20 protein-coding genes and 2 pseudogenes are annotated in these 22,890 nt (G+C 40.5%); 19 read left to right on the top strand and 3 right to left on the bottom strand.

Annotated elements, in window-relative coordinates:
• The first annotated feature begins 69 nt into the window (after positions 1-69).
• The 8 genes from dapA to CDZ78_RS09005 all read left to right on the top strand — a co-directional run bounded on the left by dapA (position 70) and on the right by CDZ78_RS09005 (position 7,626).
• Complete coding sequence (dapA, locus tag CDZ78_RS09040; protein ID WP_087869728.1) at positions 70-945, top strand: 4-hydroxy-tetrahydrodipicolinate synthase; 876 nt, start codon at positions 70-72, stop codon at positions 943-945.
• An 18-nt stretch (positions 946-963) separates the two neighbouring features.
• Positions 964-1,539 carry an NlpB/DapX family lipoprotein gene (bamC, locus tag CDZ78_RS09035; protein WP_087869727.1) on the top strand — a complete coding sequence of 192 codons (576 nt, stop codon included), beginning with the start codon at positions 964-966 and terminating at the stop codon, positions 1,537-1,539.
• Between the two features lie 174 nt (positions 1,540-1,713).
• Positions 1,714-5,580 carry a phosphoribosylformylglycinamidine synthase gene (gene purL, locus CDZ78_RS09030; protein WP_087869726.1) on the top strand — a complete coding sequence of 1,289 codons (3,867 nt, stop codon included), beginning with the start codon at positions 1,714-1,716 and terminating at the stop codon, positions 5,578-5,580.
• 41 nt (positions 5,581-5,621) lie between these two features.
• Positions 5,622-5,834, top strand: coding sequence for a type II toxin-antitoxin system HicB family antitoxin (locus CDZ78_RS09025; RefSeq protein WP_087869725.1), 213 nt, complete (start codon positions 5,622-5,624; stop codon positions 5,832-5,834).
• Positions 5,831-6,019 carry a type II toxin-antitoxin system HicA family toxin gene (locus tag CDZ78_RS09020; protein WP_087869724.1) on the top strand — a complete coding sequence of 63 codons (189 nt, stop codon included), beginning with the start codon at positions 5,831-5,833 and terminating at the stop codon, positions 6,017-6,019. Before CDZ78_RS09025 ends, CDZ78_RS09020 begins: the two co-directional genes overlap by 4 nt.
• A gap of 42 nt (positions 6,020-6,061) precedes the next feature.
• Positions 6,062-6,283, top strand: a complete 222-nt coding sequence (locus tag CDZ78_RS09015; RefSeq protein WP_087869723.1) for an addiction module protein — start codon at positions 6,062-6,064, stop codon at positions 6,281-6,283.
• The gene (locus CDZ78_RS09010; protein ID WP_087869722.1) at positions 6,280-6,585 is read left to right on the top strand and encodes a type II toxin-antitoxin system RelE/ParE family toxin; all 306 of its coding nucleotides are present in this window, start codon (positions 6,280-6,282) and stop codon (positions 6,583-6,585) included. The genes CDZ78_RS09015 and CDZ78_RS09010 overlap by 4 nt, the downstream gene beginning before the upstream one ends.
• 786 nt (positions 6,586-7,371) lie before the next feature.
• Entirely contained in the window at positions 7,372-7,626 is a 255-nt protein-coding gene (locus CDZ78_RS09005) for an AbrB/MazE/SpoVT family DNA-binding domain-containing protein (RefSeq protein ID WP_087869721.1), read from the top strand.
• 544 nt (positions 7,627-8,170) lie between these two features.
• On the opposite strand, the gene CDZ78_RS21180 is transcribed toward CDZ78_RS09005, so the two are convergent.
• Positions 8,171-8,458: a hypothetical protein gene (locus CDZ78_RS21180; protein WP_140413957.1), complete on the bottom strand. Its 288-nt coding sequence runs from the start codon at positions 8,456-8,458 to the stop codon at positions 8,171-8,173.
• 303 nt (positions 8,459-8,761) lie between these two features.
• Here CDZ78_RS21180 and CDZ78_RS08995 point away from each other — a divergent pair, with 303 nt between their 5' ends.
• From CDZ78_RS08995 to CDZ78_RS23650, 3 genes are all read left to right on the top strand, one after another.
• Complete coding sequence (locus CDZ78_RS08995) at positions 8,762-8,977, top strand: AbrB/MazE/SpoVT family DNA-binding domain-containing protein (protein ID WP_087869719.1); 216 nt, start codon at positions 8,762-8,764, stop codon at positions 8,975-8,977.
• Positions 8,974-9,399: a type II toxin-antitoxin system VapC family toxin gene (locus tag CDZ78_RS08990; protein WP_087869718.1), complete on the top strand. Its 426-nt coding sequence runs from the start codon at positions 8,974-8,976 to the stop codon at positions 9,397-9,399. Before CDZ78_RS08995 ends, CDZ78_RS08990 begins: the two co-directional genes overlap by 4 nt.
• Before the next feature lie 238 nt (positions 9,400-9,637).
• Complete coding sequence (locus CDZ78_RS23650; RefSeq protein ID WP_280175558.1) at positions 9,638-9,769, top strand: hypothetical protein; 132 nt, start codon at positions 9,638-9,640, stop codon at positions 9,767-9,769.
• 361 nt (positions 9,770-10,130) lie between these two features.
• Here the strand turns inward: CDZ78_RS23650 and CDZ78_RS08980 are convergent, their stop codons facing one another.
• Positions 10,131-10,463, bottom strand: coding sequence for a hypothetical protein (locus tag CDZ78_RS08980; protein ID WP_087869716.1), 333 nt, complete (start codon positions 10,461-10,463; stop codon positions 10,131-10,133).
• 320 nt (positions 10,464-10,783) lie between these two features.
• Positions 10,784-11,203, bottom strand: a complete 420-nt coding sequence (locus CDZ78_RS08975; protein WP_087869715.1) for a hypothetical protein — start codon at positions 11,201-11,203, stop codon at positions 10,784-10,786.
• 131 nt (positions 11,204-11,334) lie between these two features.
• Between CDZ78_RS08975 and CDZ78_RS08970 the strand changes: the two genes are divergently transcribed.
• The 8 genes and pseudogenes from CDZ78_RS08970 to CDZ78_RS08930 all read left to right on the top strand — a co-directional run.
• Positions 11,335-13,074 (top strand): GTPase domain-containing protein, encoded by a 1,740-nt coding sequence (locus CDZ78_RS08970; protein WP_087869714.1) that lies wholly within the window; start codon positions 11,335-11,337, stop codon positions 13,072-13,074.
• Positions 13,055-14,668 (top strand): GTPase, encoded by a 1,614-nt coding sequence (locus CDZ78_RS08965; RefSeq protein WP_087869713.1) that lies wholly within the window; start codon positions 13,055-13,057, stop codon positions 14,666-14,668. Before CDZ78_RS08970 ends, CDZ78_RS08965 begins: the two co-directional genes overlap by 20 nt.
• Before the next feature lie 486 nt (positions 14,669-15,154).
• Positions 15,155-17,389 (top strand): DNA topoisomerase IV subunit A, encoded by a 2,235-nt coding sequence (gene parC / locus CDZ78_RS08955; RefSeq protein ID WP_087869711.1) that lies wholly within the window; start codon positions 15,155-15,157, stop codon positions 17,387-17,389.
• A 3-nt stretch (positions 17,390-17,392) separates the two neighbouring features.
• Positions 17,393-19,762, top strand: coding sequence for a penicillin-binding protein 1B (gene mrcB, locus CDZ78_RS08950; protein WP_087869710.1), 2,370 nt, complete (start codon positions 17,393-17,395; stop codon positions 19,760-19,762).
• A 14-nt stretch (positions 19,763-19,776) separates the two neighbouring features.
• On the top strand, positions 19,777-20,391 hold the full coding sequence (gene lolA, locus CDZ78_RS08945; protein WP_244559204.1) for an outer membrane lipoprotein periplasmic chaperone LolA: 615 nt from the start codon (positions 19,777-19,779) through the stop codon (positions 20,389-20,391).
• A 584-nt stretch (positions 20,392-20,975) separates the two neighbouring features.
• Positions 20,976-21,308, top strand: a pseudogene (locus CDZ78_RS08940) (type I restriction-modification system subunit M N-terminal domain-containing protein); the annotation flags it as partial.
• 110 nt (positions 21,309-21,418) lie between these two features.
• Complete coding sequence (locus CDZ78_RS21850) at positions 21,419-21,577, top strand: hypothetical protein (protein WP_167374229.1); 159 nt, start codon at positions 21,419-21,421, stop codon at positions 21,575-21,577.
• Between the two features lie 62 nt (positions 21,578-21,639).
• Positions 21,640-22,582: pseudogene (locus CDZ78_RS08930) on the top strand (class I SAM-dependent DNA methyltransferase); the annotation flags it as partial.
• Between the last annotated feature and the right edge of the window lie 308 nt (positions 22,583-22,890).

The following is a 22,890-nucleotide window of genomic DNA, read 5'->3' as shown; positions in this document are numbered from 1 at the left end:
TTATATCTGTTGTCTGGTATTTAGTTATAATATTTTTAATCTGTTTTTTAAATTATTCGAGAGTTCTTCATGATTCAAGGTAGTATCGTAGCGTTAGTCACCCCAATGTTTGATAACGGCGATGTGGACAAGGATAGTCTTAAAAAGTTAGTTGATTTTCATATAGAACAAGGCACTGACTCTCTTGTTGCAATGGGAACTACCGGCGAATCCGCTACTTTAAATGAACATGAACATATGGATGTAGTTAAGTCCATTGTTGATTATGTTGCAGGTCGAATACCTGTTATTGCCGGAACAGGCGCAAATTCAACTAGTGAAGCAATTGCGTTAACCGCAGCAGCGAAGGAAGTAGGAGCAGATGCCTGTTTACTAGTGACTCCTTATTACAATAAACCTACCCAGGAAGGCTTATACCTGCATTATAAAGCTGTTGCTGAAGCCGTTGATATTCCTCAGATACTATACAATGTACCCGGGCGTACAGCGTGTGATATGTTACCTGAAACGATAGGTCGTCTGGCAAAGATTGAGCGTATAGTTGGAGTTAAAGAGGCAACGGGGGAATTATCCCGTGTGTCTGCTATTCGTGATTTATGTGGTGATGATTTCGCAATTTATACGGGCGATGATGCGAGTAGTTGTGAATTTTGTTTATTGGGTGGTAATGGCACAATAACCGTTTCTGGTAATGTAGCTCCTAAACTAGTACATGACATGATAAGCGCAGCCATTAATGGTGATCGTGAGACTGCGAGCAGTATTGATGCGAAGTTAACAGGGTTGCATAATCAACTATTTATTCAGTCTAATCCTATCCCGGTTAAATGGGCCGTTTCTGAAATGGGCTTAATAGAACAGGGGATTCGTCTTCCTTTAACCTGGTTAACTGAAGACTGTTTTGAAAAGGTTTGCTCGGCTATGCAACAAGCACAAGTCCTTTAATCTCTCGATAAAAACAGCATGAAACCGATCAAAGTTATTTTTATATTTTCTGTTGCTTTTTTAACGGCATGTGGCAAGTTTTTTCCTGATAAAGAAGCAGACTATATTTATAGTAAGGAAATTCCACAATTAAAGATTCCACCTGAGATGCAGGCAGAGAGATTACAGGCAGAATCTGAAGAGGTTATTGTTCCGGTTACTTTAAGTAAAACTGTTCAATTTATTGATCAGGGTGAAAATAAAACTTATGTGCGTATTAATTCACCTTTTGCACATGTCTGGCGCATAGTTGGCAAGGCATTAACAGCAAGAGCAGTTGAAATTACCGATAAAAATCGTTCATTAGCTACTTATTACGTTCAATATGATCCTGAATTACAAGCAGTTTCCGATGGAACTTTTGGAGATGAGTTTGTTTTTTTCTTTAGCGGTGATGCTAATCAGGACATTCCCTATCAGGTTTATCTAACAGAGTCAGAATTTGGGACGGATATATTTGTTCGCGATCAATTAGGAAATAAGCTATCTAATGGTGATGGCTTAAAGCTGTTAAACCTACTGTTTGATACCATCAAACAGGATTTTGAAAGTTAGTTATCGATAACTTCTCTCCCATGCTTTAGAAAGGAAATTTAGGGCATATCAGTATGAATTTCCACGTTTATGTTGAAACTAGAATATAAACTGACTAATACATGTCGGCTTACATTATCGCGCAAAGCTTGATAACTTAACCCGGCCAACGACACTACTTAGCGACACCCTTCTATGCTTAAAATCTCAGGTACATCCGCGTTATCAAAATTTAGAATTCAAAAACTATTAGTTGATTTACAGGTGATAGAGCCATCTATTAACGATATTTCAGCCTATTTTATGCATTTTGTTGATACAGAAAGCGAACTTAGTGCAGAAGATAATGATATTTTGCATAAGTTATTATCTTATGGTTCAGAACAGCAAGCTACTGAACAACAAGAAGGCTTAAGCTATTGGGTGACGCCTCGTTCAGGAACTATTTCTCCCTGGTCCAGCAAGGCCACAGAGATTGCTCAGCGTTGTGGTTTAAGTGTCGAACGTCTTGAGCGAGGTGTCGTATATACACTATCTAGCTCATTGACTATCAATAATGAAAAACAGCAGGCAATACACGCTTTATTACATGACCGTATGACGCAAACTGTGGTTAGTGATATAGATCAACTGGATTTATTCGCGCACCATCAGCCGCAACCTTTAAATACTGTTGCTATTATTGAACAGGGCCGTGATGCTCTGGTGCAGGCAAATAGTGATTTAGGCATGGCATTGTCGGGTGATGAAATTGATTATTTAACCGACAGTTTTAAAGCATTAGGCCGTAACCCAAGCGATGTTGAACTGATGATGTTTGCGCAGGCAAACTCAGAACATTGCCGACATAAGATTTTTAATGCTAGCTGGACGATTGATGGTGTTGATGAAGCAAAGTCTTTATTTGGCATGATTCGTAATACTGCGGAGCAAAATCCAGAGGGAATTTTATCGGCTTATAGTGATAATGCTTCAGTAGCAGAAGGTTCGAATGCGGATGTTTTTATTCGTAATCCACATACCGGTGAATATTCCTATACTCGCGAAGATGCGCACTTATTAATGAAGGTGGAAACCCATAATCATCCGACGGCGATTTCACCTTATTCTGGTGCGGCAACGGGATCGGGTGGAGAGATTCGTGATGAAGGTGCTACAGGACGTGGTTCAGCGACTAAAGCAGGGTTAACTGGATTTACTGTATCGCATTTAAAAATCCCTGGTTTTGATCAGCCTTGGGAAACCGATAATGGCAAACCTGAGCGTATCGCGTCTGCTTTAGATATTATGCTTGACGGCCCGATTGGTGGAGCGACATTTAATAATGAATTTGGCTGCCCAAATATTGCCGGTTATTTTCGTAGTTTTGAGCAAGTTGTCGAAGGAAGCTCTGGTGAACAATTACGCGGTTATCATAAGCCGATTATGATTGCAGGGGGGATGGGGAATATTCGTCCCATGCTAGTTGATAAACATAAAATTCCTGCAGGCTCGCTGATTATTATTCTAGGTGGCCCAGCGATGTTAATTGGTTTAGGCGGTAGCGCGGCTTCATCACAAGCTTCAGGTGAAAGTGCGGCTGAACTGGATTTTGCCTCTGTACAGCGTGAAAATCCGGAAATGGAACGTCGTTGTCAGGAAGTGATTAATCATTGTAATGCGCTAGGGGATGATACCCCTGTTGTTTCAATTCATGATATTGGGGCGGGTGGTTTATCCAATGCTGTGCCTGAAATTATTCACGATTGCGAACAAGGCGGTCGCTTTGAATTACGTAAAGTAAACAATGATGATAAAGGCATGTCACCGATGCAAATCTGGTGTAATGAAGCGCAAGAGCGTTATGTCGTTGCGATAAAACCAGAAGCTTTAGAGTTATTTGAGTCTTTTTGTGCACGTGAGCATTGTCTGTATGCTGTTATTGGTGAAGCAACAGACGAAGAGCATTTAACATTAACAGATGAATTATTTGGCGATAAGCCAGTCGATTTACCGATGTCTGTTCTGTTTGGTAAATCACCTAAATTGCACCGTGATGTAACGCATATTGAAACAGAGCATAAGGCGCTTGATTTTTCAGGGATAGAGTTAAAAGACGCGGTTAAACGTGTGCTGGCTTTTCCGGCAGTCGCGGATAAAAGTTTTTTAATTCATATAGGTGACCGTTCGGTAACTGGGTTAGTGGCGCGAGATCAAATGGTAGGGCCGTGGCAAGTGCCGGTAGCAGATGTTGCTGTAACAGCCTCGGGTTTTCATGCCACTACAGGTGAAGCAATGGCAATGGGGGAGCGTACTCCATTAGCGGTGATTAATGCACCTGCATCAGGTCGTATGGCGATTGCAGAATCACTCACCAACTTAGCCGCAGCAAAAATTGAATCCCTGAAGCATATAAAAATCTCTGCTAACTGGATGGCAGCAGCAGGTAGCCCGGGTGAAGATGCTGCTTTATTTGATACTGTCAAAACAGTCGGCATGGAAGTCTGTCCTGAATTAGGCATTGCTATTCCTGTGGGCAAAGATTCATTATCAATGAAAACGGTATGGAATGAGGACGGACGTGAAACCACGATGACTTCACCGTTATCATTAATTATCACTGCCTTTGCTCCCGTGACTGATATTACCCGCACACTGACACCTGAATTAAAAAATGCAGATAGTGTACTAATGCTGATTGATTTAGGCTTAGGAAAAAATCGCCTAGGTGGTTCGGTATTAGCGCAAGTCACCCAGCAAATGGGTTGTGACGCGCCTGATTTAGAAGATACCGCTCAATTTAAAGCCTTTTTTAATAGCATACAAACACTCAATGCTGACGATAAACTGCTGGCTTATCATGACCGCTCTGATGGTGGTTTACTTGCTACCGTTGCAGAAATGATTTTTGCAGGTCGTAAAGGGGCTGAGCTGGAATTAGATCGCTTAGGAGCAGATGTTCTAGGCGTGTTGTTTAATGAAGAACTGGGTGCGGTGGTTCAGGTTAAGCAAAGTGATTGTGATGCGGTATTAGATGTATTTGAAGCGGCAGGTTTAGCTGACTGTACTCATCTTATTGGTTGGGTCACTGAAGAAACTCAGCAGCTTAATATTAGCTATGATGGTGAAGTTATTTATTCTGCTAATAGAGCCGAATTGCAACAAACCTGGTCAGAAGTTAGTTACCGGATGCAGGCATTGCGTGATAATCCAGACTGTGCAAAGCAACAGTTTGAACGCATTAGCGACAATAAAGATCCAGGTTTAACTGCAAAACTAAGTTTTGATAGCAATGAAAATATTGTTGCTCCTCTTGCTGCAGTGCGTCCGCGTGTGGCAATTTTAAGAGAGCAGGGGGTTAATGGACATGTTGAAATGGCCGCTGCTTTCGATAAAGCAGGATTCACCAGTATTGACGTACATATGAGCGATATTATTAGTGGCAGGGTCAGTTTAAAAGGCTTTGTTGGTCTAGTGGCTTGTGGTGGGTTTTCTTACGGGGACGTTTTAGGCGCAGGCGGTGGCTGGGCAAAATCTATTTTATTTAATGAGCGTGCCCGAGGCGAGTTTTCAGCCTTCTTTCAGCGTAGTGATACTTTTGGCTTAGGTGTTTGTAATGGATGCCAGATGTTTTCAGGTTTAAAGGAATTGATTCCTGGTGCAGAACATTGGCCACAGTTTAAACGTAATTATTCGGAGCAGTTTGAGGCTCGGGTAGCCATGGTAAAAGTTCAGGATTCACCTTCTATACTATTGAAAGGTATGGCAGGCTCTAGTATACCAGTGGTGATTGCCCATGGAGAAGGCAGAGCGGAATTTTCTGCTAATGATCAAAAGCAGGCGTTGGTTGCATTGAATTATGTTGATAATTACCTTGAGCATACAGAAGATTTCCCAATGAACCCTAATGGTTCACCTGATGGAATAACAGGCTTAACGACTACGGATGGTCGTTTTACGATTATGATGCCTCACCCTGAGCGCTGCTTTAGAACCCTGCAGAATTCATGGCAGCCTGCCGAATGGGGTGAAGATGGCGCTTGGTTACGCATGTTTAGAAATGCGCGTGTCTGGGTTGGGTGATTGTATGATTTCTTGTGAGTTGAACCTAAGAAGGAAAAGAAATGAATACTGAATATACAGCAGTTATTAAAAATGAAGAGGGATGGTGGATAGGCTGGATAGAAGAGATTTCAGGCGTTAACTGCCAGGAGAAAACGCGAGAAGAACTTATTGAAACGCTAAAAATAACCTTGCAAGAAGCGATTGAGTTTAATAAGGAAGAGGCTTTGATAGCGGCTGGGCAGGTCTATATGGAAGAAAAAATAGCCATATGAAACGAACCAAATTTCTGAGGTATTTGCGTTCTATGGGGTGTGAGTTACTTCGTGAAGGCGGGCGGCATTCCTGGTGGTGGAATCCTGAACAAAATAGACGTTCGGCAGTTCCACGGCACACAGAAGTTAAAGATATTTTGGCGAAGAAAATTTGCAAAGATTTAGGGATTAAGCCATTTAAATAGATCTTTGAAATATACTAAAATCCAAATAGAGGATTAAATATGATGAGAAATACAGCAAATACGATTTTAGACCAAGCTCTTGAGCTAAGCGCTACAGAGCGTGCGGTTGTTGCCGAGAAACTACTTTTTAGTCTTGATATCCCAGACTTAAAAATTGATACTATTTGGGCAAAAGAGGCAGATTCTCGTGTTGAGGCATACAATAAAGGAGAAATTGAAGCTATACCTAGCGAAGAGGTCTTTGCTAAGTATCATAAAATGTGAAAGTAACTTTTCTTAAAATAGCTGAAGCAGAACTAGATGATGCTTTTGAATATTATGAATCAGTGCAGAACGGCTTAGGTTTCCGGTTTTTAACTGAAGTTGAACTTTCTAAAGCAAGAATTCAGCATTTTCCTTTTTCATACGGGGAGAGAGGTAAATATTCTCGACGGTGTTTAGTTCAAAATCTCCCCTATGGCCTTATTTATCAGTATATGGAACACAAAAAGGAAATCTTAATTGTGGCTGTTTCTCATCTACATCGCGTACCAGATTACTGGTCAGATCATCAGTGTTTCCATTGAAAGCAACAATAGCTAAGAAACTTAGAGAGTATGCCTTATTTTAGAGGCGGTATGCGATTATCTTGTCCTACTCCCAGATTTTTAATCAATCCTAAAAATTCTTCGCAGGATAAGCACATGGAAAAACAACAAAAAACCTAAAATAAAGCTTGCAATTACGAAAAACATTTTTTTATAATTTTTGGTCAGATAGAGAATAAAAACATAACGAACAAGGTTAGATTGTGATCGCGAAGCAAGCCACAATTTGAACAGTTTGTGGGGCAAGCTCGGTAATGGTTAAACTCGCAATAAAATCAAGCTGGCTGACCCCCTTGAACATCACCTTGAACCCCGTGGTGAGCGATGTGGCGTGGAAAGACTTGACCCCTTTCTCCTCTTAAGACTAGAACTAGCTGGTGGTTTGTATCACGTTACATCGTGAGGCGATAGGCGCGATAGGCGTGAGAATATCTATGAGAAGAAGAGAAGGGGTCAGGTCTTTCCACAACGCATTTGCCTGTGCTAGACTATAATCTATGGCAAGACCTGCCCAGGTTGCTCCTTTGTGTGATAAATCGCGAGTCTCTTTTCTTCATTGTCTTCATGTGCTTCATAGTAAAAAAAATAAGTGATTAAATTGTGATGCATTGCACTCATTTAGTTGAATCTAAGTAGGGTAGAATTGAAGGATATAAAAATCAAACCGTTTATCCCACAAACGCACAGAGATTTCTTGCTTGTCATTCGCTAAGTATTACTATAAGGTATTACCTTTTATTGATAAGATATTTCTTCAGGGGCTATATGCAAACATCAAAATTGACTGTTAAAGGGCAGGTGACTATTCCTTTAGAAATTCGTAAATGCTTAAATGTTAGGGCTGGCTCTCAGGTTGGTTTTGATATTTTACCGGGGGGTGATATTGTTTTGGTCAAGATTGATACAAATAAATCAATGGCTGGCATTTTAAAAGATAAAATCAAAAATACAGCGCCTGTATCAGTTGAGGATATGGATAAGGCAATTAATTCGGGCTGGGAAACCTATGAATGCGATTGATACTAATATTTTAATTCGGTATTTAACCCAGGATGATGCTAAACAAGGTGATGCAGCTAAAGAACTGATTGAAAGTGGCGAGCCTGTGTTTTTTTAACCCATACCGTATTAATTGAAGCAGTATGGGTACTTACAGCATCATACGGTTTGGATAGAGACACTATTGGAAAGGTGCTCCATGAACTTACAAACAATAGTTTTTTTATCCTTGAAAAAGCTCAAATGATAAGTAAAGCATTGCAAGATTATCAGCATGGTTTTGATTTTTCTGACATGGTTATTGGCTATTGTGGAATCAGTAAAGGGTGTAACACGACTTATACATTTGATAAGAAAGCAAGTAGACATAGTTTATTCACGTTGTTATTAAAATAACGAGGAATCAAAGGCGTTAGAAACAAGAAGTAGAGCAAGGGTCTTTCCATAACACATTTTCCTGTGCTAGACTATAATCTATTCCGGCATGATAATGTTCAATCAACGCTTGTGCTATAACCGGTGTTTTGATTTATTATCTGTGGTGGAAAACGCAAGCTATTCCACCCTACGGTTTCAAAGTAATACCTTCTAAGTAACATAATTCTAAACTAAATTGCCCTGCTTTTTGTTGAAGTTGTTTTAAAATTCGTTGCTTATGGGCATTGTCATATTCTTCCTGACTTTGAGAAATATAACTTGTTTTGTTTTTAAGCATGTTATACAAAGATAACGGCTTTTTTCTTGCTGTCGCGTTAATGGTTTTAGGGGCACCTATACGTGTCCTTAATCGTCGATAATGCGCAGCTAATCCACTCTTCGAGTTGGATAGTCCCCAAGCAAGCAACTTGAGCAAAAGTGGTGCTACCCTTTTAAGGTGAGATATTGTGATCCCTTGCGTTCAATGGGGAGCTAGCTTGATCCAAAATTTTGTGTAAACACATAAACCTCCTTATTAAAAAAAAGGTGACACTGCCCTTTAGTGCAAATTGTAATATTAAATTTACTAATAGGATAATACTTATACCAAGATAAGTAAGAGTGCTTTTGGGGTACTTTCTTTAGATTGCTTGAAACAGGAGAACCATTCTTTACTATTGACATAAAGTAAAGGTTATTTTATCCTTTAGTCTGTTTATGTAAAAATAAAAGGTAAATTATGCCAAAAGTGAGTGCGAAAAGACAAATTACAATTCCTATTGAGCAATGTAAGTCATTGGGTATAGAGCCTGGTGATATTGTGGAAAGTTTTGTGGTTGACGGCCAGTTGACCATAGTCAAGAAGGTTTATGGGGCTGCAAAAGGTTTGTTGAGTCATGTTCAATTGAATAGCTCTATGACAGATGAAGAATCGATGCAGAGCTCATTAAATTGATTGCGATAGATACCAATGTACTTTTAAGATATTTGCTTGCAGATGATGAGGTTCAATCGTTCAAAGCTGAAAAATTGCTCAATGGTCAGGAGACGGTTTTAGTGACTGATGTGGTGTTAGTTGAAACTATTTGGACATTAAAAGGAAAAAAGTATCAACTGAGTAGTACTGATTTGGTGGCAGTGATACAGTCACTGTTTAAAGAACCTAATATCCGCTTTGAAAATGGACAGGTTGTCTGGCTGGCACTAAATGATTACCGCAATGCGAGGCCGATTAGAGGAGGTAAGTTGGCTGATTTCTCTGATGCTCTGATTGTGAATAAGGCGAGGTACACAACGACTAATTTATCAGTAGAACTAGCAGGTGTTTATACCTTTGATATTGCTGCGCAACAGTTGCAGGGAATGAAAGTTCCGTAGCGTATTCAAATACTGGTACAGTTAACTTTAGGGAAAAGGGGGCGTGGATTATCCCTTATGGTGGAAAAAGTCAGCGATTCTATCTTGGGTTGTGTATAACTTTTCCTGATTACCATGGGTCTCAGCTAAATGAGAATAGAGCCGTTGCACCGTCGCTGCTAGCCATGGAGAGCGAACGCGAGGGCAGGTAGTTCCCCAAAAAAAGGCATTTCGAAACGCCGTCCAGTCATTTGAGGGGGTGTTACGAAGCCAGCTTGAGAATGCCGATTTTCCTGTATTCCGCCAGCTGCATACAGGCTACATTAGAGCTAGGCTTTCGGTTTTTTTTAAATTTATGTTTTTTGGCTTGCTGGAATTTAGAAAAATATAGAAATTAAACCACTTGATACCTGCTTATCATAAGGTCAATTCCAGGTTGTAAGCATGTTCGCCACAATTTTTCTGTATTGTTATCAAAATCATGATTAATGGACTTAGCCGCCGAGACCAAACTATCTAACCATAATGAATATAGGTGTGGTCTAATATTGAGGTTATTTTTATTGTGACTGTTCGCTATCTTTAAGAGAATTTCTGATTTCTTTTCATGACTTTTAGTCATATAAGCCATTGAAATATGAAGCATGGCCTTTTGTGTCTCCATCGCTTAAAATCAGGGAAACGGAGCCTAAGCGGAGTGATGATTTTTAGTCCCTGGTAGGCGACAGGGCAATTCGCTGATCCGAAGTGCGCTAGTAGCGCGCGAGGGAGGCAAGAATTGCATTCCGAATAGCCGTCCAGCCATTTGAGGTAGTCTTAACGGAGCAGGGTTTTGTGCGTAGTTGAGACGGACGCAGGGCGACTAGGGCATCTCCCATTCGCTGCGTAGGCGAATGAATGTTGGTGACAGGAGTCCCAGAATGTTGTGAGGTAGCATGGCGCGCCTGATCTGTGTCTTTAAACATAAGTTTAACCTCGCCAGAACTGGAAAGGAAAAGTTCATAAAACCTGTCTATAAAAAGAGGGTCATTTACACAACATTTAAAACTTTCATTAAATTCTGCTGCTAAATCTATGGGACTCATCATAATACCTATGTAAAAGTTAAGTCTCTACTATCAGTCATGAAATGGAAAAATATAATTGATGGTAAATGCTATTTAGTTTTCTGCCTGGAGAAGGTTAGACTCAAGACCAGTTTTTACCTAGCGATAGCTACACTGGTCTTGGAATTATTTTGATAAGTTGACTTTGTGCTTCTAGTTTTATGGTTACAATGACGTAAATAATAGTCAATGAGATGTAGACTTGTTAAAAACAAATGACCACACTTTCATAGCAGGGGGGTATCATCACGACTTAAAAAGCTACTAGAGGCAGCATTACTATAGATCTAGATCAAGTATTATAGTTTGTATAGAACGCTATTTTCAGCATCTCTACGGGAATATTTCTTTTTAGTAGTTTGAGCAGCACGTTCTTGTGCATATTTGCTAATCATTTCATCCCAGCTTGCATATTGTTGATACTCTTCAAAACCATCAGCTTTACGCTTTTCAAAAACCTCTTTGCCCACTTCAATTAATTCATCAGACGTTTTACCGTCAACGATATCAAGGAATTCTGAATTTTTTCTATAAGCAGTTCTGATTGCCCAAAAAGAAAGTTCAAAGGCAATTCTTTGTTCTTGAGGTAAGCGTCCTTTCATCATTTTGACAGACTGTAAAGCTGTTTTAAAACTACGTCCGTTTATTGCTCCCCCTTTACTACAACCTGTAGACAAAAGGACACTTAATGAAATGATGATAATGGGTAGTATGCGCATAGAAGAATCCTCGTAAGTATTTTTTTATTATAAATATTTGACTATAATGTAAAGCTTGCCTGAGTTTACCGTAAGTTGGTAGGCTTAAATATAGTAAATTACTATGTAATTATATACATAAGCCAAAATCAATGCTGGAATTTATTACAAATTTAAAACAGCGGTACCAGATAATTCAATCCGGGTTTGCTGAAGATGGAACTCAGTGGACAGTTTTTCAGACATGTATTGAGCAATTAATCTTAATTGAATCTTTTTTGCCTAAAGGACAGTTTATTGAGCAAGGGAGACTGCCTATAAATATAGCAGTGATAGGCCCAACTCAGTCAGGTAAAAGTACTGTCGTCAATTTATTGCTTAATCAAAATGCGGCGGGAGTTAGTCCTTTAGCTGGATATACGGTGCACCCTCAAGGCTTTGCCGTAGATTTGACGGCTGATGCTTTATCGGGCATTACTCAATATTTTTCAGGTTTTCAAGAGGTTCAGCAGCATACTTTAGATCATGACAGATATGCCTGTTATTCACTTAATCCTATCAGTACCAATAAATTACCTGAATGTGTACTCTGGGATACACCAGATTTTGATTCTATTGATGCTCATAGTTATCGGGAAGGTGCATTAAAATCTTTAGCACTTGCCGATGTTCTGGTATTAGTTGTTAGCAAAGAGAAATATGCTGATCAGTCAGTGTGGGATACGATGGCTCTATTAGAGTCCCTGAATCAACCTGTTCTGGTCGTAGTTAATAAGCTGACAGCTGAATCACAATTAATTGTTGTTGATTCCTTTAAAGAACGTTGGCAGCAAGTTCGTCATGATAAATTACCAGGCATAATGCCGATTTTGTTTAGTAAAGGGGAAATCCCCGAAGCTCAGCAAAATGAATTGCTCAACTTACTGAATAATTCGATTAATAAAATAAAGCGCAAAAAACATGAAGTTGCAGCAACCAGTTTTATTAAACAACATTGGCAGTCGTGGTTAGCTCCAGTCAGGTCAGAACAGGAAGCGCAGACTACCTGGCAGATACTGATAGATCAGGCTATTAAGCAAGCTCTTGTTGAGTATCAGAGAGATTATCTGGATCACCCGCAGCATTATGATACTTTTCAAAATGCCCTGATTAAACTGCTTACTTTGCTGGAGGTCCCTGGCCTGGCAAATGTTATTGCGCAAAGTAGAAAACTATTAGCCTGGCCATTAAGAAAAGTTTTTTCTGCGGGTAAGAGAAAATATAACCAAAGTTACCCAAAAACCCAGGAAACTGCTGTATTACAGCAAATTGCCGAGCATGTATTTCTGCAAATGGGCGATAAAATACTCGATCAGGTTGATCTAAGCCATGAGAATAATAAATGGTGGAAAGCAATTAATAGTCAGTTAAGGCAAGAAAAAGGAATTATTTTAAAACACTTTGAGCACAGTACAGAGGTTTATCATGCTGGTTTTAAGCAGGAAATTGAAAATACTGCACAAGGCTTGTATCGTAAATTAGAAGAACATCCAGCCTTGTTAAATGGTTTACGTGCCACACGGGTAACGGCTGATGCAGCCATGTTAGCCTTAGCTGTTCAAGCAGGAGGGATTGGTTTGCATGATTTACTCATTGCTCCCGCAATGCTGTCAGTGACCTCTTATCTGGCTGAAAGTGCAATAGGGAGTTATTTACAGCGTGCTGAAACAGAGTTAAAACATCAGCAGTTGAATGCTGTAAAGCAACAGTTATTTACCCAGGTTATACAGCAGGCATTGACCGGCTTACCTGAAAAAATGATGCGTAACACTTATTTTAATATATCTACTCGTCAGCTTGCTGAAGCAGAGGCACAATTGGAACAAAAGCGGCATGGATTACGAATACTCTGAATTAGTGGTTCTGGCGAAGGACTGGGCAAAACAAGTCGCGGATAATGCATGGATACCTGAATCTGCATATACTAGTCTGTCGGGATTTGATGATCGAACCCCGGATAGTTTATTTATTGATGCCTCGGCCAGGCCGTTAATTGTTGCCTTTCTGGGTGGCACAGGTGTTGGTAAAAGCACGCTATTGAATCGTTTAGCGAAAAAAGAAATTGCGCGTACTGGTGTGGTTAGACCAACCTCTAAAGAAGTGACATTATTTCACCACGACAGTGTGAAAATTGCACATTTACCGAGTACTTTGCCAATTGATAAAATTAAAATAGCTGAACATGCTGAAGAGAAAAATAAGCATATTATCTGGATCGATATGCCTGATTTTGATAGTACAGAGCAGAGTAATCAGCAGTTAGTTCTGGAATGGTTGCCACATATCGATGTATTAATCTATGTAGTCAGTCCTGAACGTTATCGTGATAGTAAAGCATGGAAGATTCTACAATCGGAAGGTGGTCGGCATGCCTGGATTTTTGTGTTAAACCAGTCTGACCGAGGCCAGATAGAGCAGTATCAAGACTTTATCAAACAATTGGAGAAAGCTGGTTTTACTAACCCACTGGTTTATCAAAGCTGTTGTGCAATTGAAAAATCTGCTGAGCAGATAGATGAATTTGATAACTTGCAGGCAACCTTACAAAATCTGGCAACAGATAATACGATAAAACACTTAGAGTTAAGAGGTCAACAAGTACGTAAAGAGGAATTGAGCAAAATTTTGCAATCCACGCTTAGGCTTCTCGGGCCTGAAACCGTCACACAAGAATTAATTATTTTTTGGCAAAGCCATTGGCACGAACTGGAAAAGCTGCTACTGGAGGCAACTGTTTTACCGTTACAGCAAATAGCAGAATACTATGCTCTAAATAGTGGTAATTTAGCAAACAAGGACACAGAGCCGTACCTACATCAACGCTTATGGGATAAATGGTCACAAACACGGTTTGATGATGCTTTGGATGCTTTAATTTTGCAGGCAGATTACTTATCTTTACCTGTGATACCGTTAAAACAACTGTTCTTGCCTATCAGAGCTAATGCCGAAAAAATCATTGAAGAGAAAACTTTATTATCAGTACGTAAGAGCTTGATTAAACCAGGAAATATTGTACAACGATCAATCATAAAAATAGCACAACTTGCTGAAATTATATTACCCATTGCAGCAATGGGATGGGTGGGCTATCAAGTCTTTATTGAATTTTACGAAAGTAGTTTAGAAGCGGTACCACATTATGTCGGGACTGATTTTGCCATAAATAGCATCATGCTAATTGCTATTTCCTGGCTATTTCCTTATTTCTTACAGAAAAAACTTAAACCTTCAATAGAAAAAGCAGCATTAAAGGGTTTGAAACGTGGATTTATAATTGCCTTACAATCTCTGGAATTAGGTGTTCTGGAACAGCTTAAAAGTAATGCTCAAACCCAGGAATCACTGCGCAAGAAAGGCATGCAGATTATTAACAAGTGTCAGACAGAAAGTGAACGAGAGATTGCAATACCTGAAAACAGTGACTTGGAAAGAATGTTGTTGTGATATTTATAGCCTTAAGTTTTGGAGATCTAAGTCACCTAAAATTCATGGACTTCCCTAAATTAAAGCTTCTTGCTCTAAGGGAAGGTGAAAGGGCTAATCAGAGGGCTTGTACAAAAATAGGTATCTACTATAAATTTCAGGGTGTTTGTGATGGATGGTTGATTTCAGTAATGCACTAATTGTTCGTCATACCCGGTGCGGCAAGCGAGTATCCAGTGCTATGGAGGGTATTGTTCACATCCTTGTGACTGGATTCCGGCTTCCCTGCCGGAATGACGGGCCCTAGATTTTATAGTGGATACAAAAATAGGTTATGCGCTCTAACGTTTGGCAACTTTGACCTGCAAATACTTATGCTTAACGACAATGATAAGCCTTTATCAGATGCCGGCCTATAAGAAGTTTTAAAATTCAACTTACTAAGCTGGGTACAATAAGCTAATATAGCTGCCATTTATCAATAATTACAGACACGCTACACATTACATGGGTATACAGGATAATTTTGAACAGATTCCACTAAAGGACTTTACCGAAAAAGCGTATCTGGATTATTCCATGTACGTTATTTTAGATCGTGCATTACCGCATATAGGGGATGGTTTAAAACCAGTGCAAAGGCGCATTGTTTATGCGATGTCTGAACTGGGACTGAGTGCGGTATCCAAACATAAAAAATCAGCTCGTACTGTCGGGGACGTACTGGGTAAGTATCATCCTCATGGTGATTCAGCTTGTTATGAAGCCATGGTATTAATGGCGCAACCCTTTTCTTATCGCTACCCTCTGGTAGATGGGCAAGGTAACTGGGGCTCACCTGATGATCCGAAGTCCTTTGCCGCAATGCGTTACACTGAGTCACGATTAACAGCCTATGCGCAAACCTTACTAAGTGAGTTAGGGCTGGGTACAGTCGATTGGCAAGATAATTTTGATGGTACTTTAAAAGAGCCAACGATATTACCTGATAGATTACCGAATATTTTACTCAATGGCACTATGGGTATCGCCGTTGGTATGTCTACTGATATTCCGCCTCATAATCTTAGAGAGGTGGCCAACGCCTGTGTGCATTTACTCGATGAACCTAAGGCGAGTCTGGAAGATTTATTCAAGTTTATTCAAGGTCCAGATTATCCCACTGATGCTGAAATTGTTAGTAGCCGTGAAGATATACAGAAAATGTATATCAATGGTAATGGCTCTATTCGTATGCGTGCCAAGTATGAGCTGGAAGAGCACAATATTATTATTGCCGCATTGCCCCACCAGGTTTCCGGAGCTAAATTACTAGAACAGATCGCGGCGCAAATGCAGGCAAAAAAATTGCCTATGATTGAAGATTTAAGGGATGAATCTGATCATGAAAACCCAACACGCTTGGTGGTGATGCCTAAATCAAAACGTGCGGATGTCGAAGGTATCATGTCGCATTTATTTGCCACGACCGACCTGGAAAGAACTTACCGGGTCAATCTGAATATGATCGGCTTAAATGGCAAGCCGCAGGTAAAAGGTTTACTTGAGATTTTAGTAGAATGGTTGAGCTTTCGTACTGAAACGGTACGTAGACGCTTACAGCATAGATTAGATAAGGTTTTAGCTCGCTTGCATATTTTAGAAGGCTTATTAATCGCCTTTCTTAATATTGATGAAGTGATTGCCATTATCCGTAGTGAAGATAAACCGAAACCCGTCTTGATGGAACGTTTTGGGATTTCAGATCTTCAGGCTGAAGCGGTCCTAGAATTAAAATTACGCCATTTAGCCAAGCTCGAAGAAATGGCGATACTAGGTGAGCAGGCGGAATTAGAAAAAGAGCGCAATTATTTACAAAAAACTCTAGGTTCTGCGCGTTTATTAAATCGTTTAATTAGAAAAGAAATTTTACTTGATGCAGATAAATATGGCGATGACCGACGCTCGTTTATTGTCGAACGTAACGCTGCTCAGGCTTTGAATGCAACTGCATTAATATCAAATGAACCAGTGACTGTTGTAATGTCACAAAAGGGCTGGATACGAGCGGCTAAAGGGCATGAGGTTGATGCGCAAGGGCTAAATTATCGTTCTGGTGATAGCTATCTGGATTCGGTATTAGGACGCACAACACAACCAGTGTTTGTCCTTGATTCTACCGGGCGAGTATATACCACAACAACACATGACTTACCTTCGGCACGAAGCCAGGGTGAACCCTTAACAGGGCGATTAAAACCACCCGTTGGTGCTTTATTTACGCATCTATGGACGGGGCATGAAGATGACTGGCTATTAATGGTCAGTGATGCCGGGTATGGATTTCGAGTGCAATTAAAAGACTGGGTTTCGAAAAACAAAGCAGGCAAGGCGGTTGTTAGTTTAGCGAAAGGGGCTAGTCTACTGACTCCGGTAAAAATCCAAAATAGTTCGGATTTAATTGCTGTGGTTACTTTACAAGGTCGACTACTAGTCTTTCCAGCAGCAGCTTTACCAGCTTTAGCCAAAGGAAAAGGTAATAAATTAATACAGATGAAGAATGCAGATTTTGTAGCAGGAACCGATAAGATTGTTGCGGTAACTATTATTGCAGAAGATAGCAATTTAAAACTGATTTCTGGCAAACGAACTCTAACATTGAAACCCGCTGATCTTGTTAACTATTCAGGAGTTAGGGCAAAAAGGGGAAATGGTTTACCAAGAGGTTTTCAACGTGTTGACCAGTTAATGAGTGTAGATTAAGTTATGGCGGACACTAAAAAACCTGCTAAACCAAGAAAAACTAAGCGGCCGGTAAAAACAGCAAAGAGAAAAACTAAAGCAAAACAAAAGCCTTCCTTTTTGAAAAAAATATGGCTTTTGATTAAAAAACCTATGCTTAAGTTTTGTGCCTTACTCGTTTTTGTCTTTGTTTGTTATCTGGGTTATCTGGATTACACGGTTAGAGAGCAATTTGAAGGTAAGCGCTGGGCGATTCCGGCACGTGTCTATGCCAGCCCGGTAGAACTCTATGCGGATTTAAAGATTAATGCTAAGCAATTAACCGGGCTATTAAAAAAGTTACACTATCGTTCAGACAATAAGCTTTCTTCACAAGCGAGTTTTCATAGAAACGCACAAACTATTAGCTTAAAAACACGTAAATTTGTATTTTGGGATAAAACCCAGGAAGTGCAATACATACGTATCACTTTTTCAGCTAATGAAGTTAGCTCTATTCGGGATGCCGTCTCTGGTAGGGAATTAGCTATTGTGCGCCTTGATCCGGTACAGATTGGTAGTTTTTATCCTGCTCATAAAGAGGATAGAGTCCTGGTTAAGTTTGAAAATGTGCCGAAAACGCTGGTGCAAGGTTTGTTAGCGACAGAAGATCGCGATTTTTATCAGCATATAGGCATTTCTTTTAAAGGAATTGCTCGTGCTATGTGGGTCAATTTACTTGCCGGGAAGCTAGTGCAGGGTGGTAGTACGATTACTCAGCAGCTAGTAAAGAACTTTTATTTAACACCTGAGCGTAGTTTAATTCGTAAAATCAATGAAGCTTTGATGGCTTTAATCCTGGAATTACGATTTAGTAAAAATGAGATTTTAGAAGCCTATCTGAATGAGGTTTATTTAGGCCAGGACGGTGCTCATGCGATACATGGATTTGGTCTGGCTAGTGAATTTTATTTTTCCAGACCTTTAAATAAACTCCCTCTGGATCAGGTGGCGGCTTTGATTGCGTTAGTACGCGGCCCTAGCTATTATGATTTACGTAGAAAGCCAGAACGCGCGTTAAAACGCCGAAACCTTGTTCTGGATGAAATGTTTGCTCATGGTGATATTAGTGAACAGCAACTGCGAAAGGCAAAGAAAAAAGCGATAAAGGTTGTTGCTTATGCTCATCGACCTGCCAATCGATACCCTTCTTTTATTGATTTAGTTAAACGGCAATTAACACAGGAATATGATGAGCAGGATTTAACTTCTGAAGGCTTAAATATTTTCACAACGCTAGATACTAAGGTGCAAGATGCTTTGGAATCGAGCATTAAACTGAAATTAGCGCAGATTGAAAAACGTAAGCAATCAAAAAAACTGGAAACAGCAGCTGTAGTCACACGTAAGGATACGGGGGAAATTGTAGCTTTAGCGGGTGGCAGAGATAGCCAGGGCGTGGGTTTTAATCGGGCATTGAATGCTGTTCGACCGATAGGTTCATTAATTAAACCGCTGGTCTATCTAACAGCTCTTGAGTACCCTGAAAAATATACTTTGATCACTCCGATTAGTGATAGAAAAATTAAAATCAAAGCGGAAAAAGGGAAAATATGGCAACCCAATAACTACGATCGTAAAGAGCATGGAGATGTAGCTTTACATACTGCTTTGGCACAATCTTATAACCTTGCCACAGTGCGGTTAGGAATGGATATTGGTGTCGGGCGTATTGCAAAAACATTACGTGAAACAGGAGTTAAAAGGCCGATTAACCTTTTTCCTTCTATGCTGTTAGGTTCTTTAACTCTGACACCTTTTGAAGTCACTCAAATGTATCAGACCTTGGCGGGCGATGGTTTTGCTATGCCATTACGCTCTATTAGTGCAGTGCTAGCTCAGGATGGTGCTTTGTTACAGCGTTACCCTTATGCACTTAGGCAGAAACTAGATCCTGGGGCAACCTATTTAACAAATACCTTGCTACAGGAAGTCATGCGTGAAGGAACCGGGCGTTCAGTCTATAATGTGTTGCCCAAGGAATTAGTCGTTGCTGGTAAAACAGGTACCACAAATGATTTAAAAGATAGCTGGTTTGCAGGCTATACCGGAGATTATTTAGCCGTATTCTGGGTAGGACGTGATGATAATAAATCTGCCGGAGTTACTGGTGCGAGTGGGTCATTAAAGCTGTGGACTGAATTAATGAAGAAAGTAGCTAAACAATCAGTCATTTTATCCAGACCTGACTCTGTGATTTCTGTATGGATTGATAAAGAATCGGGGCTAAAAGCTAATGAATTATGCCCGGATGTTGTTGCTTACCCATTTATAAAAGGCTCCGAGCCTAGTGAAAATGCATACTGTGTGGAAACACCAGTGAATAAGGTGAGAACCTGGTTTAACCAATTTTAAAGAGGAAACTATTAATGAGAAAAATAATAGCTTTATTGATGCTTTTATTGTCAGTCGTAGCGCATGCAGATTCAACTGCTGTGCAGAAATTAGAAGGGTTTATATCCCGGGCAAAAAATATACAAGCTAAATTTACCCAGGTTTCTCTGGATGAATTGGGCAAGGTAATGCAAACCAGTCAGGGAGATTTTTATTTACAGCAGCCAGGTAAGTTCCGCTGGAATTATAATAAGCCTTATGAGCAGCAAATAGTCTCTAAAGATGGCAAGGTGTGGTTTTACGATGCGGATCTTGAACAGCTTATTATCAAAAAAATAGACCAGTCGATTGGCGATACCCCCGCTTTATTATTAAGTGGTAGTGTTGATTTAAATGAGAAATATACCATTGTCAAACAACGACAAGAGGGTGACATTCTGTGGTTGAAATTAACGCCTAAAAATACCGACAGTAGTTTTAAATATATCTTAGTTGGATTAAAAGGCGATATGCTTTATGGCATGGAATTAAGTGATAACTTTGGCCAGCTCACACAAATTATTTTTTCTGATGTCACCATGCCAAAGTCATTAGCTCCTGACCTATTTGAATTTATTGTACCTGAAGGGACGGATGTATTTGAAGGGTGATTAAAAGATTTAATTAACCATGAAAGGCACGAAAACACAAAAAAAGATAAAAACTTAAGTATTAACAAACAATAGCTTGCATATGTAGGCTGGGTTAGCTTATCAAGCAAAGCGCGATAACGTAACCCAGTATTTTTCCATAAATCAACGTGTTGCCGGGTTACGTTTTTTCGCTACGCTAAAAAATCTAACCCAGCCTACATTCTTAACTTATTGTTTATTAGGCAGTTACACTCTTAAGTAAGCAGTATTATCTGCTGACTCTGTCTCGAATATAATCATAAGTCCTCACCTTCAATTTTTTAGCCGTTTGGCTAATAGTTATGATCGTATCTTTTATTTTAGTCCCGCTTTCTGACATAGTATTGTCAAAGGCAGACTAAAGATCCTGCTTCCAGGTTGCTCAAGTTATTTTATGCACATTCCTTAACTTGTGCTGTCTGGATACACCGGAACATATTCGACTAGCAGACAGTCCCAACGGGTCGGAAGTGTAGCGAGAATAATTCTCGCCGTCACTAAACACATCCTTTTGTGCTAAAGTTACTAGATTTACGACTATATCAGGGACGCAATAGCACCACATGTTTGAACAAGTATTCAAAAATATAGACGATATCCTGCACAAAGATGCAGGCTGTTCCAGCGAGCTGGATTACACCGAGCAAACCTCATGGATGCTATTCTTAAAATACCTGGATGATTTTGAGTATGAGAAATCACTGCAAACCGAGCTAGAAAATAGCGACTATCAGTACATCATTGATGCTCAGCACCGTTGGGATGTATGGGCGGCCCCTAAAGATACACAGGGCAATTTTGACCATAATAACGCCTTAACCGGTGATGACTTAATGGATTATGTCGATGGCGAGCTTTTCCCCCGCTGCCAGCCATGGAGAGCGAACGCGAGGGCTGGTAGTCCCCAGAAGGCGTAGGGCCGTTGTTTTGTCGGAATCGTAGCGCTAGCGTAGGTGGAGACAAAATAAAAGGCATTCCGAAAAACGCCGTCCAGTCATTTGAGGGAGTGTTACGAAGCCAGCACCGAGTTTACGATGGTAATGGCGAAGTGGCACGTACGCAGGACGTCTGGGGCGCCGAAGGCATTAGTGGTCGCGTTAAGTTTTTGCCGCTTGCTTGGGCTGGGATGCCCAAAACAAGCTTTCGCAAAAATATCCGTCACTAAACACATCCTTTTGTGCTAAAGTTACTAGATTTACGACTATCTCAGGGACGCAATAGCACCACATGTTTGAACAAGTATTCAAAAATATAGACGATATCCTGCACAAAGATGCAGGCTGTTCCAGCGAGCTGGATTACACCGAGCAAACCTCATGGATGCTATTCTTAAAATACCTGGATGATTTTGAGTATGAGAAATCACTACAAGCCGAGCTAGAAAATAGCGACTATCAGTACATCATTGATGCTCAGCACCGTTGGGGTGTATGGGCGGCCCCTAAAGATACACAGGGCAATTTTGACCATAATAACGCCTTAACCGGTGATGACTTAATGGATTATGTCGATGGCGAGCTTTTCCCCTACCTAAAAGCCTTTAAACAACGTGCCGATAACCCCAACACCATTGAATATAAAATGGTGAAATCTTTGGCGAGATTAAAAACAAAATTCAAAGTGGTTACTCCTTACGCGATGCACTAGAAAAAGTAGATGAACTGCGCTTTCGTTCGCAACAGGAAAAACATGAACTGTCGCATCTATATGAAAGCAAAATAAAGAATATGGGTAATGCCGGGCGCAATGGCGGTGAATATTACACGCCTCGGCCTCTGATTCGCGCCATGATAGACGTACTGCAACCGCAAATAGGCGAAACCATTTACGATGGCGCAGCGGGTTCTGCCGGCTTTTTATGCGAAGCCTATGATTACCTGCGTCAGCGAGAAGGTCTGTCCACCAGCGATTTAACCACGCTGCAAACCAGTACCTTTTACGCCAAAGAGAAAAATCACTCGCTTATGTGATTGCCATTATGAATATGATCCTGCATGGCATCGAAGCGCCCAATGTCTTGCACACCAATACCCTGGCAGAAAACCTGGCAGATATTCAACCTAGCCAGCAACACGATATTATTCTGGCAAACCCACCCTTTGGTGGCAAAGAACGTAAAGAAGTGCAGCAAAACTTCCCTATTAAAACCGGTGAAACTGCCTTTTTATTTTTTGCAGCACTTTCGCTGAAAATCAGGGAAACGTAGCCTAAGCGAAGTGATGATTTTTAGTCCGCGATAGCCGTAGGGCCGTTGTTTTGTCGGAGTCTGAGCGTTAGCGAAGGTGGAGACAAAATAAAAGGCCATCCGACACGGCGTCAAGTCATTTGGAGCCTATGTTCCGACCCCTTGTTGGGTCGGGACGAGGTGACGAGGACGAATCGGGGCCGCCGGAGGCATAAGTGGTCGCGTTAAGTTTTTGCTGCTTGCTTGGGCTGGGATGCCCAAAACAAGCTTTCGCAAAAATAGCGACTCCCCGC

The sequence above is a fragment of the Bathymodiolus platifrons methanotrophic gill symbiont genome (assembly GCF_002189065.1).
Classification (GTDB): Bacteria; Pseudomonadota; Gammaproteobacteria; order Methylococcales; family Methylomonadaceae; genus Methyloprofundus.
This window is presented reverse-complemented; position numbering and strand designations above follow the sequence as displayed.